The following is a 21,967-nucleotide window of genomic DNA, read 5'->3' as shown; positions in this document are numbered from 1 at the left end:
TATAAAGGCAGCGAAATCGCTGCCTTTATAATTTGAGGTGAAGCTACCCGAGGTAGAGCATTACTCTTCAAACTGATAAGAGGAGGGTACGACGATGACACCTTGTTTCGAAATGTGGAAACGCTTGGCGTCCGCAAGGCTATCAAGACCAATTTGGGTTCCATCTGGTACTTTCACGTTCTTATCTATGATGCAGTTTTGAATGTGGCAGTTTCGTCCAATCTCAACATCTTCAAACAAGATACTATCAATCACGATTGCCGCGTTGCTCACTTTTACCTTCGGGAAGAAGATAGAGTTTTGCGCTGAACCACCTTCAATCACTACGCCATTCGCGATCATCGAGTTGATGAAAATCCCTTGATTCCCCTCTACCGAAGCGATGGTGCGTGCGGGCGGCAGTTGCGGCTCATATGTACGAATTGCCCAATCTGGCTGATACAAATCGATTGGCGAAGTTGGCTTTAACAAATCCATGTTCGATTGATAATAAGAGTCGATCGTACCCACATCTCTCCAGTAAGCATCTTGGGTTACGCGCCCTTCTTCGTCACCAAACTTATACGCATAAACACTGTTGTTGCCGACTAACTTGGGAATGATGTCTTTACCAAAATCATGGCTTGAATCTGGGTCTTCTGCGTCTGCCAATAACGCCTGGGTCAGTACTTCTTTGTCGAAGATGTAAATTCCCATAGAAGCCATACTTCGTGTTGGCCTGCCGGGTACGCTCGCGGGGTAACGCGGTTTTTCGGTAAAGTTATTGATTTGTAGAGACTCATCTATCTCCATCACACCAAATTCCTTGGCCTCATCAATCGAAACCTCCATGCAGGCTACCGTTAAGTCAGCTTCATTCTGCTTATGTTGCTTGAGCATTGGGGCGTAATCCATCCGGTAGATATGATCGCCGGATAAGACCACTACATGTTTGGCTTCACTACGCGACAGCAAATATAAGTTTTGATAAATCGCATCGGCTGTGCCGCTATACCAGCTGTCACCTGTACGCATTTGCGGGGGAACATTAGTGATGTATTCGCCGAGCTCGGGGTTAAGCACCGACCAACCATCACGTAAGTGTTTTTGCAAAGAGTGAGATTTGTACTGAGTCAGTACCAGTATTTGGCGAAGCCCGGAGTGCAGGCAGTTCGCGAGCGTGAAATCGATGATTCGATATTTGCCACCAAAAGGCACCGCAGGTTTTGCGCGGTTATCGGTGAGAGGGGAAAGCCGAGAGCCAACACCGCCGGCCAGAACGATTGTTAGAGTGTCTTGCATAGTCAGAACCTCAATGTATTTATGATTATGCATATGGTCCTGCAAGCACTAAGCCAAATGTAACCCATTGAATATTAAAAGAGGGAATGAAGATTTCTATCCTGTTGCACCACATTGATGCATTTAGAATATTAGCTTGCTCTATTTTGATCCAAAGAGATCCGAGCAAAGTGAAAAGGTAGAGTTAACAAAGTGATGTGCGGAAAAGTCGCATTACAAAACTGTCAATAAAATGAAGGGATAAAGTGATCGGGTTGATATAATTTTACATAAGTAGTCACAACCTTTCACAAATTGATTTCCATCAATAAAGTAGGGGTATTCTGTGATAACTTGCACGCAAAATAAGAAATGATTACTCATTCACCAATAAAATGAAGCCCTCAAGGAAATAATAATGAAAAAAACAGTATGTGGTATTGCGGTTATTGCGGCTCTTATGTCAACGAATGTTCTTGCTCATAAAGAAGGTGATTTCATCATCCGTGCAGGTGCAGCAACAGTATCTCCAAACGACAGCAGCGGCGCAGTTTTAAATGACCCGAATACAGAATTTTCTGAAGACTCAAACACTCAACTTGGCCTGACTTTCGGTTACATGTTCACTGACAACATCAGCTTTGAAGTATTAGCTGCGAGTCCTTTCTCCCACAATATTTCAGCTACTGGTCTAGGTGAAATCGCTGACACGAAACACTTGCCGCCAACTTTCATGGTTCAATACTACTTTGGTGAAGCGAACAGCGACTTCCGTCCATACGTGGGTGCTGGTATCAACTACACTGTATTCTTCGATGAGTCACTAAACCAAGGAGCAAAAGATCTAGGTTTAAGCGATCTGTCTCTTGATGATTCTTGGGGTTTGGCAGCAAACATTGGTATGGATTACATGATCAATGAAGATTGGTTCCTGAACGCATCGGTTTGGTATGCAGATATCGGTACTACTGCAAAATATAAGTTTAACGGCCAACAGTTCTCAACAGACGTTGATATCGACCCATGGGTATTCATGATCGGTGGTGGTTACAACTTCTAACCTACGATTCAGTTTACTAAGGCGCTCAAGCACCAGCCAGCTTGTGCGCCTTTTTTATTGTTAATGAATTAGTCACTGTAACGCTTTGTTGTTATGGGTAAAGTAGACCTATTGTCGTCATCTATTATTCATAAAACAGAAAGATAGCTGTCATAACCACCTCATAAAATCGCGATTAAAATTATGGAGGATATATGAATCGCAAAATCAATAAGCTGACTTTATTACTACCTATCGCAGTGAGTTCTGCTCTCGCTGGGTGTTCTCAGTCAACATCATCTACGACTAGTACACTCTCTCAAACCTCACTTGATTCTTTGAGCCTCCAATGCCAATCCAGCCAACAGCCAATTACAAGCGATGCTGAGGTTACCGGGCTTACTCTGGTGGGCAGTTCCCTTGCTGACGCTCCTTTCGCAACTTCCGCAGCAGAAATTGTCAGCTACGATTCATGTACCGATAAGCTTTATGTGGTTAACGCTCAAGCTCAGAAAGTCGATGTGTTGTCGATGAACGCTGATAGCGCCCCGACATCTGAGGGTTCTATCGACCTTCAATCAGCCGCTACGGCTTCGGGTATTAATATCGGAGCTGCGAACAGCGTGTCGACTCATCAAGGATTAGTTGCGGTCGCGATTGAAAATGCGGACAAGCAACAAAATGGCATTATTGCTCTGTATCGCTCAGACACACTAGAGCTGATCACCACTTACACAGCTGGCGCACTGCCAGACATGGTGAGCTTCTCGAAAGACGGTCGTTACATTGCTTCAGCCAATGAAGGTGAGCCGAATGCGGATTACAGCATTGATCCTGAAGGTTCGGTGACATTGGTGGATTTAGCGAATGGACCGATGCAAGCGAAGGTCACTCAGATTAATTTCAAGGCATTTAACCAAGGTCAGCCTCGTCACCAGGAATTAACCGATAAGGTTCGAATTTCAGGGCCTAGTGCGACCGTTGCTCAAGACCTAGAGCCTGAATACCTAACGTTTGCTGACAACGGCAAACTCTACGTTGCCCTGCAAGAGAACAACGCACTAGCAGCGATTGATGTCGCAACGGCAGAGGTGGATGCGATTCTTGGTTTAGGCGGCAAACCTTGGGATAGCGCGCAATTGGATGCGTCGAATAAAGACAAAAATATCGGCAACCTACAAAACTACGCGATGTTAGAAGGACTTTACATGCCAGACAGCATCACTAGCTACAGTGTCGATGGCAATACCTACATCGTGACGGCGAACGAAGGTGACGGCCGCGAGTATGGCATCAAGACAACGCAAAAAGAGTGTGACGATAAAGGCTTTGAGTGGGATGGCGATGACTATAAAGGCACCGAAAACTACACCACAGAGAAAGACTTTTGTATCGCTTATGTTGATGAAGTACGTGGCAAGAAGCTAGATGTTGACGCTAACCATCCATTGGCTGGAGCGTTGAAAGATAACAAGCAACTGGCTCGCCTAAAGGTGATTAAGCCACAAGGAACACTTGCTGCTGACCAAAAGGTTCAAGCATTCGGTAGCCGCTCTTTCTCTATTTGGGATGAGTCTGGCGAGTTAGTGTTTGATAGCGGTGATGATTTCGCTCGAATCGTTCTTGAACAAGATCCTGCAAACTTCAACAGCACCAATGATAACAACCAAAGTGGTGACGATCGTAGCGATGATAAAGGGGTAGAACCTGAAGCTATCGAAGTGGCTGAGATCAACGGTAAGCACTATGCCTTTATCGGTCTTGAGCGCCAAGGTGGCATCATGGTTTACGATGTAACGCAGCCTAAGAACGCAAGTTTCATCAGCTACGTGAGCAACCGAGACTTCACACAACCAGTGTGCACTAAGGTTGATGAAGACGGTGATTGCGACAACGATACTTACAACTTTAAAGCGGGTGACCTAGGTCCAGAGTCAATTAAGTATTTCACTCGTTCTGGTAACCACTTTATTGCGGTTGGCAATGAAGTGAGTGGTAGCACATCAGTTTATCGCGTTGAGTTCTAACCTGGCTTATTACTAGGTATTTGATTGAATCAAAACAAAAGCGCCACGACTTGTTAAGTCGTGGCGCTTTTTAGTTCATAGCTTATTGAATCGCTGATTTAGTCGCGATAACAAAAGCCTATGGCTGTTGCTTAGTCGGCGCTAGAGCGATTTCACGGATACATACGTTCTGTGGTTGTTGGTAAGCGAATGATACAGCGCGAGCAATGTCGTCAGCTGCCAATACGCCGCCCATGTCTTCTTTCCAAGAATCGTAACCGTCTTTGATCTCTTGAGATGTTGTGTGAGACAGAAGCTCAGTCTCTACCGCACCCGGTGCGATAGTAGTAACACGAACATTTGAAGCGGCAACTTCTTCACGAACGTTCTCAGAGATAGCGTGTACCGCGAACTTAGTACCACAGTAAGCTGCGTGGCTTGGGAATGTTTTCTTACCCGCGATTGAGCTGATGTTGATGATAGTACCTGTGTTGCGTTCCATCATTGGAGCAAGTACAGATTGCATGCCGTTTAGAAGACCAATTACGTTCACATCGAACATTGTCTTCCACTCTTGTGCGTCTTGAGTATCGATTTGACCAAGAAGCATTGCGCCAGCGTTGTTGATAAGTGCATCTACAGGACCAAACTTCTCTTCACCTTGTGCGATTGCTGCATCAAAAGACGCTTTGTCTGTTACGTCTACTTTCACTGACAGTGAATTTGGTAGGTTCAGTGCTTCAAGGCGGTCAATACGGCGAGCTAAAAGTAGCAGAGGGTGACCTTCATCGCTTAGACGACGAGCGATTGCTTCACCAATACCAGAGCTTGCACCTGTAATTACGATTAGTTTTTTCATTTTATTTCCTCTGTACTTTTATTGCGTCGGTTGGCTACGACGTATTGTTTAAGTGCATTCGAATCAAGTGTTTGTTGTCTTGCTTCGTTGCGATGGAGGTATATTAAGGAAAATAGTATTGTTGATATATAGCGCTTTACTTGAAACACTGTTGCTGTGGTGCGACAATAAAGCGTCTATCTCATAACTCCATTAGTAAGCTGGCGACTATGCTTAATCAAATTAACCTGTCTGATATTCGTTCTTTCGTGCTGATCGCTCGTTTAGGTAATTTCACCAAAGCGGCGGAGGAGTTGGATGTGTCGCGCTCCCACGTATCACGCCAAGTAAGTAGCCTAGAAAAGCAGATGGGTGTAACGCTGTTTATCCGCACTACTCGAACCTTGAGGCTGACTCACGCAGGGCAAGATTTGTACACGAGATGTGAACAAGCCTTAGATAATATAGACCAAGCGCTGATTGCTGCGGTTGATGATGTCGAAGAGGTACGCGGTGACATAAAAGTCAACTGTGTTGGCGGTTATTTGGGGGAGGTGATCATCGCGGATCTGGTCAATGAGTTCATGCAGCTCTACCCAGATATCAGCATCAGCCTTGATTTCAGTAGTAACCGAGTCGACTTGATTGAAGACGCTTTCGATATCGCTTTTCGTATGGGGAGCCTTGAAGATGCGGGCTTTATTGCCAGGAAGCTATTGGACATAGAGATGGGAACACTGGCGAGCTCTGAGTATTTTGCTCGCAAAGGAAAGCCTAACCACCCTAAAGAGTTGATCCATCACGACTGCTTAACCGGCTCGGTGCGTAAATGGAGTTTTCAAGCGCTTGATGACACCAAGAAAACACTCGATGTGCATGTGACAGGTAGGCTGCAATGTAAAAATGGCCGAGTGTTGGTGCAGGGTGCGAAGTCTGGGAACGGGATTATTCGTGTACCGACTATCTATTGCTTACAAGAACTTAATGATGGGCAATTAGTTCAGGTGTTTGACGACTGGGTGGTACCTAAAGTGGACTTTTCAGCGATCTACCACCGAGACCGCTATCAACCAAGCCGTATTAGAACCTTTATTGATTTTGTGAAAAGTCGCTTTGAACAAATGCCAGTGAGCTAGGCATGTTATAGATTAGCTGTCTTCCGTCTTTTGACAATAGTTAGACTGGCTTGGACTTACATTTCGTCGATTTCGTTTTGTAGGCTTTCTAGCTGATCCAGAATCAGTAGGAACTTCTCGCCAAATGGAGTGACTTGGTACTCAACTCTTGGCGGCAGTTCGTTGAACATTTGCTTGTCTAAAATCCCGAACTCTACATTTCGCTTTAAACATTCATTCAAGACCTTGGTCGATAACCCTTCGACCGAGCGTACCATTTCACCGGGACGATTGATGCCATTTGCCAGTAATTGGTAAACCGTGAGTGACCATTTACAACCGTAGATGGTCTCTACCATGCGAGCTGAGCGCTCTGGTGCTGATTTTCTTGAAAAAAAGTTTTCCTGATTTTTCATAAAGATGTACCAATAAGTACCTACCTAACCGATTTGTACTTACTATTCACAGTGTTAGTTCAAAGCCTAAGATTACCACGTTCACATGACTTAGGAGATAACAAAATGAACTTCACTAAAAATGGTATTGCAGTAGTAATCGGTGGCACAAGTGGTATGGGCTTTGAAACAGCGAAGCAGCTAGTCGCTCAAAATATCCATGTGTTGGTTGTCGGCAATAACCCAACTAAGTTAGATAAAGCAGTATCAGAACTTCAGTCGTTAGGCCACGCGACTGGCTGGCAAGCTAATCTTTATGATGATGAGAGTGTAGCTAATCTTATTGCGCATTTAGAGTCTATTGAAGAGGGTATTGGTTACCTTGTTAATGCGGCTGGCTACTTTAACCCTAAAGCGTTTATCGAGCATCAAGAGGCGGACTACGAGCAATACATGCAGCTCAACAAAGCGACTTTCTTCATCACTCAAGCTGTCAGCAAGTTGATGATAAAAAACGGTGGTGGAAACGTGGTAAATGTAGGCTCTATGTGGGCGAAACAAGCGATCAAAGCGACGCCATCTTCTGCGTATTCAATGGCAAAAGCTGGACTACACGCCTTAACACAGCACATGGCGATGGAGCTTGCGGACCACAATATTCGTGTGAACGCGGTTTCTCCAGCAGTCGTTAAAACGCCGATCTACGAATCATTCATTAAGCCAGAAGAGGTGGATCAAGCGCTAGAAGGCTTCAATGCTTTCCACCCAATTGGCCGAGTGGGTCAACCGAAAGACATCGCAAACAGCATCTCTTTCTTGCTATCAGACAGTGCCGATTGGGTAACGGGTGCAATCTGGGATGTTGATGGTGGTGTGATCGCGGGCCGCAATTAATCAAGCCGAGCTTTCAATATGGGGGATGCTTTGTTAGCAATTATCAATTAGCAATTAAGAATTAGCAGCTAACAGCGAAGTCTCCCCCTCGTTCGTTATTCGCGTAGAATAGACATTAGCAAGACAATAATAATTAAAACAATACTTAGAGTAAGGTCGTCATTATGTTCAACATGGACTTTTCAAAGAGACTGGTTATCGAAACCGATAAACTAGATTGGGTTGCAAGCCCTGCCAAAGGGGTATGGCGTAAGCCTCTAGAAAGAGAAGAGAGAGAATCGGGTCACACGACTAGCGTGGTGAAATACGATCCTCAATCTTCATTCTCCGAACACCCACACCCTCAAGGAGAAGAGATCTTCGTATTAGATGGTGTGTTCTCTGATGAAACTGGCGATTTCCCAGCAGGCACATACATTCGCAACCCACCTGGCAGTGCGCACTCTCCATCGAGTAAAGAGGGTTGCACGATCTTAGTTAAGCTAAATCAGTTTGATGCGAGAGACTTAACTCAAGTTCGAGTCAATACGCTCGAAACGGAATGGCTACCTGGTATTGGCGGGTTACAAGTCATGCCATTACATGAGTTTGAGCACGAGCATGTCGCTTTAGTGAAGTGGCCTGTTGGCGAACGTTTTCAGCCGCACCGTCACTTTGGTGGAGAAGAGATCTTTGTGTTGTCGGGCACCTTTAAAGATGAACATGGCGTGTACCCGAAACATACTTGGATGCGTAGCCCTCACATGAGCGAGCATTTCCCTTATGTGGAAGAAGAGACGATCATCCTAGTGAAAACAGGTCATTTGCCACTGATATGATGATTATCTCGACAAGTAAAATAGAAAACCGCTTACTAAAAGTCAGCGGCTTTCTGCTTTCTAGTGCCTATTGAGCTTACCTAATACACATTTGAGCATTAGTAAGCAACACCAATACGTTGGCGCGGGAACTTGCCAGCTTCGAGCTCATCAATCATCGCAATAGCGTAATCGCTGACTGAAATTTTGCTGTTACCATCTTCGTCGGTGAGCAGTTGATCGCCACTAGTGCGGTAGGTCGATAGTTTCTCGCCCGGGAATATTTCTGCGGCAGGGCTAACGAACGTCCAGTTAACTTCGCTATTAGATTGCTTGAACACTTCAAGAGCTTCGCCCTGTGCTAGCGCTTCGTTTTTGTAATCCGCAGGGAAGTCAGGAATAGTCACTAGCGGTACGTTTGGCGCTACTTCTAATGAGCCAGCTCCGCCAACCCAAAGTAGGCGATCGATACCGATGCTCGGTAATGTTGCCAGCAATTTAGTCGCAGTGTTTTTTACGATGTCGTGATTACCCAGAGCACGTCCGCCAATCGAAGTAATGACTGCATCAACGCCGGATAGTGCGTTTGCTAGACTTGCGGCTTCATCTTGTAAATCAAATGAACGAACTTCAATGCCTGTGGTTTCCACGCGGCTTGCATCTCTTACAACAGCAACGACCTCGTGACCACGAGATTGAGCTTCTTGAGCGATGTGACTACCAATCCAACCTGATGCACCTAATACTGCAATTTTCATAATGCCTCTCCAATTATCTAATTTATTGAGTCGTTTTCTCGACAGCCATTGCAGTCTAATAGCTCACTAGATTGCGATAAATATCGTAAAATGATGTAGATTGTATCTATATAGTGATCTAATAAGATTCGATTAGCTGCGATATAGTTCAAGGAGAGTGTGATGGATAGGTTGACGGCAATGCGTAGCTTTGTCGAAGTTGCGAATTGTGCCAGCTTCACCCAAGCAGCTGAGCATTTGGACATGAGTCGGTTGCAGGTTTCACGTCATGTTCAAGAGATAGAAGGGTGGCTGAAGCAGAGGCTATTACATAGGACGACTCGAAAGGTGAGCTTAACCGCGGCTGGGGAAATCGCTCTGCAGCGCTGTGAGAAGATCCTCCATGAGACCGCTGAGCTAGAAGTTACTTCACTCAATCAAACCGATGATCTTTCTGGAACCATTCGAATTGCAGCCCCCATCGGGTTAACTCAGCATATGTTGTTGGACGTGGTCGAGCAGTTCACCGAGCGCCACCCTAATATAACGGTCGAACTGTTTGCCTCAGACCGCTTTACTCAGCTGGTGGATGAGAGGATCGATATTGCACTTCGTTATACCGATCAACCTGACGATAGCTTGATTGCACGAAAGCTAATGGTCATTGATTCCGTGGTGTGTGCCTCGCAAGCTTACTTGGACAAACATGGTGAACCTGAAACGGTCGAGGCGCTTCGACAACACAATTGTTTTCGTCACTTGAATGTTTCTAAGTGGGATTTTGTTAAGGACAATCAACACTATTCGGTTGAGGTGTCTGGCACTATCAAGGCTAACGATGTTGGAGTGCTAACTCGCGCCGCACAGCACGGGAAAGGGGTAGTTCGTTTACCTTGTGACTTAGCCAACCCACTGATTGCGAATGGTAAATTGATACGAATATTGGATGAGTTTGTTTCGCCAAGCAGCGTGCTTTGGGCGGTGTATCTGTCTCGCAGTTATCAGCTTCCAGTTGTTCGTCAGTTCATTGATTTTGCGGCACAAGCTTGGGCTAGCGATATCAAGTCCGGTGATGTTTGAAACTTCATAGGCAATGATACATAGCGATAGAAATTTAAAAGCCCATAAATACAAAAATCCGATATCAATGGTGATATCGGATTTGAACTCAATAATTCAGAGTTCCAGCACGCTCTCCTCTCACGAAGTCTTTACATGTAATGGTGTACGGATAATCGGGTATTTATCACCTTTTCGTTGATGTCTGGTAAAGGCTGATACAAGCTTCTCGTAATGTCGGATAATACTTGGTCGTAAACTTGCGACACGACGCTAGAGATATCACTGGTTAATTCGTACATGCTATCTGCCGGTTGGGTCGCTTCGTTACTCGATGCGATCTCTGAGAGTGCATGCATCGCTCGCGTACAAACCGGTGACCCACTACTAAGAGGGCAGATAATCGATAACTGGTTGAGTTTTCTGTGTGTCTGAGAGGCGTAGAATTTGAATCTCAAATACTCCTCAGGCTTCTCCATATCCGCCTTCTCTATTCCAGGGATAGACATTCGTAATTTGGTCAGGATCTCCATGCAATCTAAGATCTGTTGCCAATTCATGTGGTACTCACGGCTCATGTCTTCACGCTCAGACTGAATTAGCCAGATGATCATTACTTCATCCATCAAGAACATGCTATGGCGAATTGTTTTGCCATGAATCGATTGGTTACGCACCAAGCTACGGTTTTGCCAATCACTGTGCATTGCGATGAGCTTGAGGTGGTAGATGCGATACATAGGGCGGCTATCAAACGACACATGCGATTGAAGCAGTTCAGATACCTCAAGTATGTTGTCGTAAATTTCATTCACTTTGCGAATTGAGTTGCTAGATAATTTACAAGCCAAAGCGTAATGCGTTGCTGCGCGGTGTTTGCGTGATAACAACAATAATTCTCTAAGCAGAACTAAGGTTTCAAACCTGTGTGATAGTGCAGTTTGTCTCTTTCTGGAGAAATAGAACAGAGTGGCAAGCACTGCTATGGATAAACCCACTGAAATAACTACAAACATATTCAACTCCCAATATCTGAATACCTATTTAGTGGTAGTGCAGACACTGTGCCAGAGTTGATAAGTGTTATATTTCAATGGCCTATATTTGTTTGTTATTTTTGAATGATCAACGTTGGTGCATGACTTCACCATTTGAGTGAGTTTTTCTCATATTTTGCAGGATTTTTTGAGAGGTAATCCGTCAGAAGTGGAACGTATCTTTGATTTCAGAGCTGACTTTTCTTGCCATAAGGGAAATTAAAAAGGCCTCACTCTTTAATGCTGCTCACTAGAAACAGCATTAAAGAATGAGGCCTTTCGATATTTATCTGACGCTCAATGACTTACAAAGGGAGTCATTAAACACTAAGCCTTATGCAAGCTTAAGATCGAACTCGTTGCGGTACATCACCATATCTTCGATGGTCAGTACTGGCATGTTGTGTAGTTTACCGAAAGCAACGATCTCTGGCGCTTTTGCCATTGTGCCATCTGGGTTAGTGACTTCACACAATACACCTGCTGGTTGAAGACCTGCCATTTGCATTAGGTCAACAGTACCTTCTGTGTGACCGCGGCGAGCAAGTACGCCACCTTTACGAGCACGTAATGGGAATACGTGACCAGGGCGAGCAAGGTCAGTAGGTTTAGCTGTCGGGTTTGCAGCTGTTTTGATCGTAGTAACACGGTCAGCGGCAGAAACACCTGTTGTAACGCCAACTTTTGCTTCAATAGTCACAGTAAACGCAGTTTGGTTTGCGCTGTTGTTATCAACAACCATAGGTGGAAGGTCAAGTTGGTTAGCTTGATCATCAGTTAGACACAGACACACGATACCGCTGCATTCACGGATCATAAGTGCCATTTGAGCATTAGTTAGGTGTTCTACTGAGTAGATGATGTCGCCTTCGTTCTCACGATCTTCATCGTCAAGTAAAAGTACGCCACGACCTTCGCGCAGAGCTTGCAGTGCGTTTTCAACGCGAGTGATTGGTTCGCCAAATTCGGCAAGTAGTGAAGACTGATTCATGGTTAAACTCCTAAAATATCACCAGAATCAGGGCTGTATGAGGGATCTCAACGAACACAACAAAGCCAACTCATTACAAGTCGGTTCATCGTGGTTTTATCCAAAACGAAATGCACACGTCTGAGTTGGAGGCATGAACCTAATAAACAGGTACGCCTTTCCAACTTAAACGAGTGTGTTTCCATTCTCTCTCATCCGGACTATAACCGTCGGCTCTGGCATCTCACCAGATCTGCTGACCTCGACGAATCGAGCGCTCGCGGGCTTATCTTTAGATTTTGCTAAGGACATACCGCCGGTGGGGAATTTCGCCCCGCCCTGAGAATAAAAATTAATAATTTGTTTTGCTATGAAAGCAGACCAGATGGTAATCCTTTCAATACTGGATTTAAAGGACTCACAGCAAAGTTTTTTAGATTCATCGCTTTTAAACCGGTAAGTGTTCACTTTATCAGCAGAACGCAGGCAGGGTGCTTTATTATGGGCTAGCTTGGTTCCCGCCATTTGCTATTGGAATGTGAAATAAGGGTGTTGCTGCTGATGGGTTACAGTGCGGTGTTTCACGTAACCAATAATAAAGCGACTCGAATAAATGAAGTTTATTGCGCTACGACGTCTTACTGAGCGTTTTTACAAAAAATTGATATTGGCGGTGCTAAGCTGCGATAGCATCCGACCACTTTATCCAAAAGATCTTAGCCATGACTTCTCTGTTCTCCAATAAATCCAAAGGCTTATTACTGCTTGTTTTAAGCTTGTATTCTCTTGTTCCCTTTTTGATCTTTGGATCTCATTTCGACCTTGGAAGTGCTGTATTGCCTTTTTATGGCACTGTGATGACATTCGTGACTTATTCAGCGGGTAATCAAGGGTTCCTAATCACACTCGCGGTTCTCTCTTTGTTGGTGCTGACATTAAAGTTTTCAAAAGCAAAGTTGGTGAGCCTTTGCTTGCAGCTCGGTGTTTTATTGGTGTTGAGCTTTGCAGCGAAGACATTCCTTAAATCATCAACTGAGAGCCCACGTCCATATACTGAGTATTTAGTTACTCAAGAAGTGGTTGATATGCCGGAGTTGTTTTATGAGCTGCCACTAGAAGAAAAGAACGTGGCCATTGAATCAGTAGAAGATAAGGTCAGCGAATGGCGAACGCGTCATTGGCTTGGCGAAACGGACTATTCATTCCCATCAGGACACATGATTTTCGTGGGTGTCTGCTTAGCATTCTTTGGTGGGTTGTTCTTAGAAGCGAAACGTTTTTACCTTGTAGGTAGCATGCTAGCTTGGGCTGGTGGTGTAGCTTATAGCCGCGTTTGGCTTGGTATGCATCGTCCTGAAGACTTAGCAGCATCTATCGCTTTTGCAGGCTTAATCTACCTATTAGTACCACTGGTGCCAACGCAAAAAATAGAACCTTTGTTGCCTAAATTCCTCAGAACGGCTTAACCATGCAAGAAGCGCTTCGTTGTTTAAAGTAAATAAGTTCTTAAAAGCAAACAAGTTCTTTAAAACAAGTTAGCTCCCCCAAAGCATTTGGGCATTAGCTTAACAAGCGGAATCTCTGGCTATTGATTGAGCCCGAGTTCTGCTTGTTTCTTTTTGGCTAGTCCCAAAGAGACAATTCGGTGAGACCCCGTCAGGTAGTATCTCAACTCGTCATCCCTTTCTGGTGTGCTCTCAAACAGCTGAATCCACTTCATTCCGCGCGAAGCAAAGTAGGGGGCGGGTTTATACCCTGGCTCTTCTTTGAGAAAATCGAAATTCTGATCAGATGCCTTAAAGATAAATGCAGGCTCGTCGTTCGGTCCCCAACCTCCAATCGCAAACACCTTACCACCCACTTTCCAAACATGAGAATTGTTCCATTGCATGACATAGCTGGTAGCAACTTGTGACTCGCAAAAAGCATTGAATTCATCGTATGTCATAGAGCGCCCTCTCAATAGTTTGGTGTTGGATGGGGTGTTTATTTACGATACCGCTAGAAGTTAACCAGCTAAGCCTTGCCAAATAGCCGTCAAGCCGCTGATAGAACATAGCAGTAAAGAAGCGATACGTATCTTCTCTTTCGAAATGGTTTGAGTGGTCATCATAGCCACTTTGTAGCCTAACCAAGCAGCGGGCAGCAAAGGTATTGTGATGATCAAATGGTGGAGCGTGAAGAAGCCAATCGGGATCTGCACGACTAATGAAATGATCGAGCTAAACACAAAGAAAGCAGAAAGGTTGCCACGAAGCTGGTTAGCATCTTGGTGTTGAAGCAGTAGCGCCATCGGTGGCCCTCCGATCCCCGAACTTGTCCCAAAGAACCCTGAGAAAAATCCTGCAATCCCCATCTTGGCAGGCGTTGGCTCCAATCTAAATGTTAGTAGGCTTACAATCACAGCAAACACAACCAGTAACCCTAGCCACAGAGACAATACGCTCGTTGACACCATCACCAACAAAGCTCCTCCTGCCAATGAGCCTGGGATTCGGCCCAACAGTGCGACTTTGAGTCCGCCAATAGAAATATTTGCGCGGTGTTTTAATGCATTAAATACCGAGATAAATAGTCCAATGAGGCAGATAGGCGCAGGGACATAGTCTGGCGAGACCAAAAACAGCAGTGGTGCGGCGACAACAGCCAAGCCAAAGCCGATGGCAGTTTGTACAAACGAACCCACAAAAATGAGTGCCATTGCGATAAGGGCGGTTTGATTTAGGTATTCCATAGGCCTGCGAGTAAGTTCTAAAGGAGCGAATGGATACTATAAATTAAAACGGTAGAAATAGTCTTAATATTCAGTGAGGTTTATGCAAGTTTCTCTAGTTATAATTTCGATTTTCACGCCCAATAAAAAAGAGAGCGGATATCTCAGGAACTAGTCCATTCGATATCCACTCTCTCATTGGATTGCTTATCGCTGTAACTGATTGGGGGAGTCAGTATTAAACGTTAAGCCATTGCCAATTTCAGACGCTCAATTGGTTTGTCATTGATCGGTAAATGGATAAGCGCAGCGGCAAATGCCAGTACTACCGTCGACCACCAGATTGGTTCGTAAGATCCGTAGTAATCGTAAATACGACCACCAACCCAAGCACCTAAGAAGCTACCTACTTGGTGAGTGAAGAATACCAAGCCGTAAAGAGTCGATAGGTAGCGAGCTCCAAAGATCTGACGAACTAAACCAGAAGTGAGTGGAACCGTACCAAGCCAACAGAAGCCAATTGCAGCACCGAAGATTGCTGCGGTCGATTCTGTTACTGGCAGAGTGACAAACGCACCGATAACCACTGTGCGAACTAAGTAAAGTGCAGACATCACATGACGCTTGCTGAACTTGTCACCCATCACACCCCAGAAGTAAGAACCGAAGATGTTGAAGATACCAACGTAAGCCAATGCCATTGCTGCGCTACTCGCTGGTAGGTTTTTGTCAGCTAGATAGCTTGGTAAATGCGTTGCAATGAACATTACGTGGAAGCCACACACGAAGAAACCAGCATGAATTAACCAGTAACCTCTGTGAGAGAAGGCTTCAGATAGCGCTTCTTTCAATGTTTGATTGTCTTCAATTTGCGTTTGTTTACTCGTTACGACTTTTGGCGCTCGCATGAAAAGTGCAAATGAGATCATCACACAGCACAGTACAGCAAACACTTGCATCGCACTCTGCCAATCAAATTCGTTCAACATGTATTGCGCGCCTGGAATCACAGCAAACATGCCAAATGACCCCGCAGCCGTAGTTAAACCAAATGCTTTAGCGGCGTGTTCTGCAGGTACCACTTTCGCTACTGCACCTAATACGATCACATAGCTTGTTGCACTCAGTCCAAGGCCAACCAATGCGCCCAATGAAATGTAAAGCATGCTTGATTCGGTAGAAATTGAGGTAAGAAGTAAACCCAAACCGTAAGCACATGCGCCTGCAATAATGATGCGTCTTGCTCCCCATTTGTCAGCGGCCATACCAACAAAAGGTTGGAACACACCGAACAATAGGTTTTGTAGAGCAATAGCGAAGCTGAAAAACTCTCGACCCGTGCCGAAATGCTCTGAAATTGGCATCATGAAAATGCCGAATGATTGTCTGATACCTAGACTGATAATAAGTGTGCCGATCCCAAGCCATACCAGTAAAGGAAAACGGAAAATGCTCATTCTAATACTCTTAAATTAATGGTGGTGATGTGAGTGGTCTTGCGCAGACATGTTTTGTTCAGTCATTTCGTGATGGTGTTCGTGCCCAGAATGACCATGCTCTGACTGCTGGTGGCAACCACTGCTTACGGCATGCTCAGCCAAGAGATCAATCAATGGCTGACTGTGATGCACAATAACCAAACTAATGACGAGGAATAACGTCATTCTGGCCAGTTGGGCAAAAAGAGATTGTGAAAACATAAGGTGTTTACATGCGCTCTATGTTGTAAGAAGTCGCGCATCATAATGATGGGTGGGATATGTATCAAATGACTATTTGTGATTTAGTCTATGCGTTTTATGCATAGACTTATACGTTGCTGGGCTGAGGGTAAAACGTGACAAAAATATGAGAAAACTCGGCACTCATTAATTCCGACGTAAAAGCCTGCAATTCAATATGGATACTTAGTATCGTGTCTGTAACTGTCTGCTTTAGTGAGCTTTTTCACAAAACTGTAAAAACTAATATACAAACTAGTCACCTAAGAAGATCGGCTGTTCGCTCGACTTATCTGTTAAACATCGTAAATTTGGGCCTAAATCGTTTCAACATGACTGAAACACGATGTAAAAAGATTCAGGGAGAGTCATTCACATGGATAAAGATCATAACTTTCGCGAAAACTTGCTCGCACTGATCTTAGGAAGCGCACTGGTTTCACTTGGCGTTATCTTTTTCAATCAAGTCGGTTTGCTCACCGGAGGAACCGCTGGTCTAGCGATCTTCATCACCAAAGTGACAGATCTAAGCTTTGGCCAAGTGTTCTTTGCACTTAACTTACCTTTCTATATTTTATCGGTCGCTCGTATGGGCTGGCGTTTCACTATTAACACCTTTATTGCCGTTTCGATAGTTTCGTTCGCAGTGGACCACTTATATCACGTGATTCAAATTGCGGAGATTCATGTACTGTATGCAGCATTACTGGGCGGCGGATTAATTGGTACCGGTATGTTGGTGATTTTCCGTCACAAGATGAGCTTGGGCGGCTTTAATATTCTGGCGCTGTTTTTACAGGAGCGTTTTGGGATTCGAGCAGGCAAGGTTCAGATGGCATTGGACTGTACTATTGTGGTGCTTTCACTGTTTATCGTTGACGCGCCACTAATACTCTTGTCTGTGTTGGGTGCAGTAGTCACCAACCTGATTCTCGCAATGAATCATAAACCGGGGCGCTACCAACCGGATGTAAAAGCGGAAGCGGCTTAGCGAACTTGATTTTAAGCCTATATTACAAGCAATAGAAAACAATAAAGCCAGCATCAATAGCTGGCTTTATTCTATGAAAATAGTCATTCAACACTTAGCAGTTGCCACAACCGGATTCCGGTTTGAGCTCGCAATCAATCACATTACCTTGTTTGTCTAGCGACAAGCTGCAGCACTGTTCAAATAGATTCTTAAGATCGCCACGGCTTTTCTGAACGCGAGATTTAATGGTCGAATAACTGACATTTTGCTCTTCTGCGAGTGCTTTCTGGCTCTGGCCCTTGATATCAACGGCAAGCAATAGCGAGGCACTTTGCTCAGGCAACGCTTGGATGAAGGGTTCAATACACAAAGACAACTTCTGTTTGAACTCTGCATTGTGGTCTAAATCTGCAAACCACAAATCGTCCGCATCAATTTTGCTATCACGTTGTTGGCGAGCGTGTTTACGGTAGAAGTCGATAATTGTGTTATTGGCTAATTGAAATAGCCACGATTTAACACTGCTCGCATCTTGCACCTTGTGCAGGTTCTGAAAAGTCTTAATTAAGATCTCTTGCAGCAAATCTTCTACATCGGCGGTAGTGCTGACTTTAGAGTGGAGGAATGCTTTTAATGTTTGCTGATACTCAGCCCACACCTGCTCTAAGTTTAAAGGTGTGCTATTTGCACTGTTCATTTACGCAACACTCGTCTTGTAAGAAACCAATAACTCCCTCTAGACATTCATACTCTGCGACACAAAAGAGAGTTCTGCCTTCACGTCTTTGGCTTATAAGGCCTGCTGATGCAAGGCTTGATATGTGGTGAGATAAAGTAGAACCGGGGATACCGAGTTCTTCTTGTAGGCCGCCAACCGCGATGCCTTGGTAACCAGCTTTTACAACACTCTTATAGATACTAAGGCGAATTGGGTGGCCTAGCTCTTTCAGTGCTTTTGCTACGACTTCTAAGTTCATATTAACTCCTCAAGATTTAATTTCGATAATAGTCGAAATGATGCTCGAATTCAAATCTAAAAACAATGAATACGTAAATCATTGAAAGTACTTCGTTTTGAAAGTTAGTTCGATTTTTGTCGAAATAAAACTTGATCTGTAACTATTTATTTCTATAATTCGAGAATATTCGAAATTAAGGGTCGGGTACTTTCCTCATAGAGTTCGACCTTAAATCCTGTTTGGAGTTAATTATGAGCAATGAAATGTTAACAATGCTAAAAGACGCGCTGGATATGTTCGCTTTCTTAGCAGTAGAACTCATCATCCTTTTCTTGGCGATTAGCTACATAGTTGGGATTCTTCAAGAGTTCCTTACGCCCGAGAAGATTCAATCTATCTTGAGCTCACGTAACGGTAAGGGCTATGTGATTGCCGCACTACTGGGTGCGATTACACCTTTCTGTTCATGCTCGACGATTCCTTTCCTAAAAGGTTTGCTGCGTGCACGAGCAGGTTTTGGTCCAATGATGGTGTTCCTATTTGGTAGTCCACTATTGAACCCAGTGATCATTGGTTTGTTTGTGATTACCTTCGGCTGGCAAGTTGCAGCGTTCTACTTCTTATTGGCAATGACGGTATCAGTAGTTGCAGGTTACACACTGGAAAAGCTAGGTTTTGAGCGTTATGTGAAAGCAGAAGCGTATGAATCAACAGGTTCATCTTCAAGCTGCGGTACTAGCTGTGGCGACTCTGCACCTAAAAAAGCAGCACCAGCAAAAGCGGAATCTTCTTGTGGTACAAGCGCATGTGGTGAACCTGCACCAGTAATGGCAAAAGAAAGTGCATGCTGTGGTACTAAGAAAGAAGAGCCGAAAGTAGAAGTATCATGCTGCTCAGCTGATGGCACAGTGGCAGCAACAGTCGTTGAGAAGAAAGAGCCTAGCCGTTGGATGAGAATCTGGTTTTCGACTTGGAAAGACTTCAAACAAGTTTTCCCTTACTTGATGATGGGTATTGCAATTGGTTCATTCATCTATGGCTTCATTCCAACTGACTTGATTGCTGAATATGCAGGTGAAGGCAAGTGGTACGCGATTCCAATCGCAGCAGTAATTGGTATTCCACTGTACATCCGTGCTGAAGCTGTGATTCCACTGAGTGCAGCCCTAGTGCAAAAAGGTATGGCCTTGGGTTCAGTAATGGCATTGATCATTGGTAGTGCGGGCGCAAGTTTGACGGAAGTGATTTTGCTTAAGTCTATCTTCAAAAATCAGATGATTGCGGCTTTCCTATTCGTAATACTAAGTATGGCGATTGGTGCAGGTTACCTATACACCTTCATCTTTGGTTAATCTTAGATAACACCATCGATACGAAAATATAGCTAATAAAAAAGAGCTCACCTTGTTGAGCTCTTTTTGTTTTTAAAGGAAAGTAGCAGCGAAATATCACACGGGGTTTGGCAGTACAGAAGAGGTGCCTTGAGTCGCTAAAGCATTGGTTGCCAACACATCGCAGTGGTGACGATTAATTGCATCGCCATAGTTGTTGGTGATACCGGGAAATTGAAAACGATACATTGGAATACCAAAGCGACGCTCTCTCTGCTGCCCGATTCGGTCTTTGCTTGTCCAAAGCAGTCGATTCTTGGCAGTGTAAGTCATGCCGTGCATTTTATTGAAGTATTCTTCGTGGCTACGTATCTGTTCGTACAACTCAATAATACGCTGTCTAGAAAAGTTCAGTGTTGAGCTGCCTTTAAGCTTGGTTCCCCATCCTGTTAATACCTTTTCCATAAAGTCTCGTGTGACGAGGCTAGGGCCTGTGAGTAACCCTGCACCTTTGCTTCCACCAGAGGTATTGGCATTACCAACTAAGGTACCGTGTCGACCTGGCATATAGGTGGTGTAATATTGGGTTGAGCGAGATAGGCGGGGCATTCTTGCTTTGAACGCTAGAGAACGTTCGTCTTCCGCAAATACACAAACGATCTGTTTTACGTTTTTACCAAGTGACTTGTAATCCTTGAAAGCGTTCATTCCACCTGGCACAGGATCGCAAGCAAAAATGTTGACTGGGATATGGCTAAGTTCCGGGTCTTTGAGCATACGGTTTGCCAATTCAAAGCAACTGACACCACCCCGACTCCATCCAACAATGTTCACTTGGCTGATCGGTTTACTCTGGCGCTCGATCGCTATGTTTTGTTGACGAGCGGCAATACCGTGTTTTAGATCTGCGGCTAACTCTTTTGAATCTTTGAGCCAATCTTGATATTTGCGGTTGGTTGCAAAAGGCCAAGCAGATTTCACTGGGCGAGATTCACTGAGCAATCCCTTAGCTCGTTTGAGGTAATCATTCTTGTCTTGTTGGTTACCGCGTATGATGTTCAATACATGGCACATGTTGCTATCGATACCTTTGCCTTGCAGAGTCCCTCTAATCGCAGAGTATGTATCGTCCTTGCCTTGCTTTAACCATTCGTTTTGGTTTCCGCTGCCAACGCCGTCTACCTGGATATAGTCAATCATGTCTCGCCCAGTAGTATTCTTCGCCAATGTTGATATCAGCTCGCCAGACACATAGTTCTTATGGTTATTATCTTCTGAGTTGGATCCTGTTCCACAGAAGAATACGGTAAAAATCGACATGTATTCCCTTAAATAAATTCACCGAAATTATTTAAAGTATAACTATCGAATCAGAAGCTTGGAGCTCAACGACTTAATATTCTCAAAGGTCAGGCCAACAGATGAAATAAATGGAACGAAGCGCAAGTTTTATAAATTCGTTGTTTGGTCAGTTCTATTGAGCTCTGGCTCTCGGTTATACCCGTCAAGAAAGATCAATCGAAGTGTCATAATACTCAACCCTATTTTGTCTAGTATCAAACAGCAGGCTGATTTTGCTCTAGTACCGAAATCTGAGTCCTACACTTTGTATAGATACTTGCTGTTTAGGAGCCACCTATGAATAGCGGGTAATTTATAGCGATCGCTTACGAGCTTAGATTGAGGTTTATAGGAGGGAGTATGTTTGCAATACATAGGGAATATGAGTTACAGAATCAGCAACATTTTCATGCCCACATTCAAGTAAAGCCAACCGGAAATTTAGAGTTTGAGATTTTAGAGTCGCATGAACATCATGATACCGACTTTAATCACTTGTCTTTTGAAACTGACAAAGGGAAGACTAAAGTGCTTGGGCGGGATGAAAGTGGTCAACAGACAGATTGGCAACTCTTATTGGTAGAGGAAGATGCAAAAGAGCTAAATCATCTGGTGGTATTGGCATCGGAGCAATACGAGACATTAATGTGAGATCTCATGTGACGGGGCAAGCTAACGATAAACCGTAGCTGTTATCTCACACCAAAAATAAAAAAGCCCAGCGAATATGAACTGACCCCCAATAGTTGGACACCAATTATTGGGGGTCTTTTTATGTCCAA

23 protein-coding genes and 1 riboswitch are annotated in these 21,967 nt (G+C 44.3%); of the genes, 11 read left to right on the top strand and 12 right to left on the bottom strand.

Features of this window, described 5'->3' with window-relative positions; all coding sequences use genetic code 11:
- Positions 1–60: 60 nt before the first annotated feature.
- Complete coding sequence (glgC, locus tag JC606_RS13375; RefSeq protein ID WP_198778758.1) at positions 61–1,281, bottom strand: glucose-1-phosphate adenylyltransferase; 1,221 nt, start codon at positions 1,279–1,281, stop codon at positions 61–63.
- 397 nt (positions 1,282–1,678) lie between these two features.
- On the opposite strand from glgC, the gene ompW reads away from it, so the two are divergent.
- Entirely contained in the window at positions 1,679–2,320 is a 642-nt protein-coding gene (ompW, locus tag JC606_RS13370; RefSeq protein WP_198778743.1) for an outer membrane protein OmpW, read from the top strand.
- Between the two features lie 194 nt (positions 2,321–2,514).
- A complete protein-coding gene (locus tag JC606_RS13365; RefSeq protein WP_198778742.1) occupies positions 2,515–4,326 on the top strand; it encodes a choice-of-anchor I family protein in 1,812 nt (603 codons plus the stop codon).
- Positions 4,327–4,444: 118 nt separating this feature from the next.
- Here the strand turns inward: JC606_RS13365 and JC606_RS13360 are convergent, their stop codons facing one another.
- Entirely contained in the window at positions 4,445–5,164 is a 720-nt protein-coding gene (locus JC606_RS13360; RefSeq protein WP_008216572.1) for an SDR family oxidoreductase, read from the bottom strand.
- 209 nt (positions 5,165–5,373) lie between these two features.
- On the opposite strand from JC606_RS13360, the gene JC606_RS13355 reads away from it, so the two are divergent.
- On the top strand, positions 5,374–6,279 hold the full coding sequence (locus JC606_RS13355) for a LysR family transcriptional regulator (protein ID WP_137408973.1): 906 nt from the start codon (positions 5,374–5,376) through the stop codon (positions 6,277–6,279).
- A gap of 56 nt (positions 6,280–6,335) precedes the next feature.
- Here JC606_RS13355 and JC606_RS13350 read toward each other — a convergent pair whose 3' ends face one another.
- On the bottom strand, positions 6,336–6,674 hold the full coding sequence (locus tag JC606_RS13350; protein ID WP_004741127.1) for a winged helix-turn-helix transcriptional regulator: 339 nt from the start codon (positions 6,672–6,674) through the stop codon (positions 6,336–6,338).
- 105 nt (positions 6,675–6,779) lie between these two features.
- Between JC606_RS13350 and JC606_RS13345 the strand changes: the two genes are divergently transcribed.
- A complete protein-coding gene (locus tag JC606_RS13345) occupies positions 6,780–7,547 on the top strand; it encodes an SDR family NAD(P)-dependent oxidoreductase (RefSeq protein WP_198778741.1) in 768 nt (255 codons plus the stop codon).
- 164 nt (positions 7,548–7,711) lie between these two features.
- Positions 7,712–8,365 (top strand): cupin domain-containing protein, encoded by a 654-nt coding sequence (locus tag JC606_RS13340; RefSeq protein WP_137408971.1) that lies wholly within the window; start codon positions 7,712–7,714, stop codon positions 8,363–8,365.
- Positions 8,366–8,463: 98 nt separating this feature from the next.
- On the opposite strand, the gene JC606_RS13335 is transcribed toward JC606_RS13340, so the two are convergent.
- Complete coding sequence (locus JC606_RS13335; RefSeq protein ID WP_137408970.1) at positions 8,464–9,102, bottom strand: NAD(P)-dependent oxidoreductase; 639 nt, start codon at positions 9,100–9,102, stop codon at positions 8,464–8,466.
- Between the two features lie 162 nt (positions 9,103–9,264).
- Between JC606_RS13335 and JC606_RS13330 the strand changes: the two genes are divergently transcribed.
- Positions 9,265–10,161: a LysR family transcriptional regulator gene (locus JC606_RS13330; protein ID WP_105057930.1), complete on the top strand. Its 897-nt coding sequence runs from the start codon at positions 9,265–9,267 to the stop codon at positions 10,159–10,161.
- 131 nt (positions 10,162–10,292) lie between these two features.
- Here JC606_RS13330 and JC606_RS13325 read toward each other — a convergent pair whose 3' ends face one another.
- Together JC606_RS13325 and ribB are read right to left on the bottom strand one after the other, a co-directional pair.
- Positions 10,293–11,156: a hypothetical protein gene (locus tag JC606_RS13325; RefSeq protein WP_137408969.1), complete on the bottom strand. Its 864-nt coding sequence runs from the start codon at positions 11,154–11,156 to the stop codon at positions 10,293–10,295.
- 355 nt (positions 11,157–11,511) lie between these two features.
- Positions 11,512–12,168, bottom strand: a complete 657-nt coding sequence (gene ribB, locus JC606_RS13320) for a 3,4-dihydroxy-2-butanone-4-phosphate synthase (RefSeq protein WP_063521737.1) — start codon at positions 12,166–12,168, stop codon at positions 11,512–11,514.
- Between the two features lie 179 nt (positions 12,169–12,347).
- Positions 12,348–12,498: riboswitch (FMN riboswitch) on the bottom strand.
- Positions 12,499–12,869: 371 nt separating this feature from the next.
- On the opposite strand from ribB, the gene JC606_RS13315 reads away from it, so the two are divergent.
- Entirely contained in the window at positions 12,870–13,613 is a 744-nt protein-coding gene (locus tag JC606_RS13315; protein ID WP_137408968.1) for a phosphatase PAP2 family protein, read from the top strand.
- Positions 13,614–13,732: 119 nt separating this feature from the next.
- On the opposite strand, the gene JC606_RS13310 is transcribed toward JC606_RS13315, so the two are convergent.
- The 3 genes from JC606_RS13310 to JC606_RS13300 all read right to left on the bottom strand — a co-directional run bounded on the left by JC606_RS13310 (position 13,733) and on the right by JC606_RS13300 (position 16,317).
- Positions 13,733–14,095 carry an MmcQ/YjbR family DNA-binding protein gene (locus tag JC606_RS13310; protein ID WP_137408967.1) on the bottom strand — a complete coding sequence of 121 codons (363 nt, stop codon included), beginning with the start codon at positions 14,093–14,095 and terminating at the stop codon, positions 13,733–13,735.
- Positions 14,096–14,155: 60 nt separating this feature from the next.
- Positions 14,156–14,881: a sulfite exporter TauE/SafE family protein gene (locus JC606_RS13305; protein ID WP_137408966.1), complete on the bottom strand. Its 726-nt coding sequence runs from the start codon at positions 14,879–14,881 to the stop codon at positions 14,156–14,158.
- Between the two features lie 224 nt (positions 14,882–15,105).
- Positions 15,106–16,317: an MFS transporter gene (locus tag JC606_RS13300; protein ID WP_137408965.1), complete on the bottom strand. Its 1,212-nt coding sequence runs from the start codon at positions 16,315–16,317 to the stop codon at positions 15,106–15,108.
- A 29-nt stretch (positions 16,318–16,346) separates the two neighbouring features.
- On the opposite strand from JC606_RS13300, the gene JC606_RS23675 reads away from it, so the two are divergent.
- Together JC606_RS23675 and JC606_RS13290 are read left to right on the top strand one after the other, a co-directional pair.
- Complete coding sequence (locus JC606_RS23675) at positions 16,347–16,496, top strand: hypothetical protein (protein ID WP_198778740.1); 150 nt, start codon at positions 16,347–16,349, stop codon at positions 16,494–16,496.
- A gap of 461 nt (positions 16,497–16,957) precedes the next feature.
- Positions 16,958–17,572, top strand: coding sequence for a YitT family protein (locus JC606_RS13290; protein ID WP_198778739.1), 615 nt, complete (start codon positions 16,958–16,960; stop codon positions 17,570–17,572).
- A gap of 94 nt (positions 17,573–17,666) precedes the next feature.
- On the opposite strand, the gene sigZ is transcribed toward JC606_RS13290, so the two are convergent.
- Together sigZ and JC606_RS13280 are read right to left on the bottom strand one after the other, a co-directional pair.
- Positions 17,667–18,251, bottom strand: coding sequence for an RNA polymerase sigma factor SigZ (gene sigZ / locus JC606_RS13285; protein WP_137408963.1), 585 nt, complete (start codon positions 18,249–18,251; stop codon positions 17,667–17,669).
- Positions 18,235–18,531, bottom strand: coding sequence for an ArsR/SmtB family transcription factor (locus JC606_RS13280; RefSeq protein WP_004741113.1), 297 nt, complete (start codon positions 18,529–18,531; stop codon positions 18,235–18,237). The genes sigZ and JC606_RS13280 overlap by 17 nt, the downstream gene beginning before the upstream one ends.
- 233 nt (positions 18,532–18,764) lie before the next feature.
- Here JC606_RS13280 and JC606_RS13275 point away from each other — a divergent pair, with 233 nt between their 5' ends.
- Positions 18,765–19,865 carry a permease gene (locus JC606_RS13275; RefSeq protein WP_198778738.1) on the top strand — a complete coding sequence of 367 codons (1,101 nt, stop codon included), beginning with the start codon at positions 18,765–18,767 and terminating at the stop codon, positions 19,863–19,865.
- A 96-nt stretch (positions 19,866–19,961) separates the two neighbouring features.
- Here JC606_RS13275 and JC606_RS13270 read toward each other — a convergent pair whose 3' ends face one another.
- Entirely contained in the window at positions 19,962–21,164 is a 1,203-nt protein-coding gene (locus JC606_RS13270) for a hypothetical protein (protein WP_198778737.1), read from the bottom strand.
- A gap of 381 nt (positions 21,165–21,545) precedes the next feature.
- Between JC606_RS13270 and JC606_RS13265 the strand changes: the two genes are divergently transcribed.
- Entirely contained in the window at positions 21,546–21,836 is a 291-nt protein-coding gene (locus JC606_RS13265) for a hypothetical protein (RefSeq protein WP_198778736.1), read from the top strand.
- Positions 21,837–21,967: the final 131 nt, after the last annotated feature.

The organism is Vibrio sp. IB15, from assembly GCF_016406055.1.
Classification (GTDB): Bacteria; Pseudomonadota; Gammaproteobacteria; order Enterobacterales; family Vibrionaceae; genus Vibrio; species Vibrio chagasii.
Note: the sequence above shows the minus strand (reverse complement) of the source record. Positions and strands in the feature narration are given on the sequence as shown.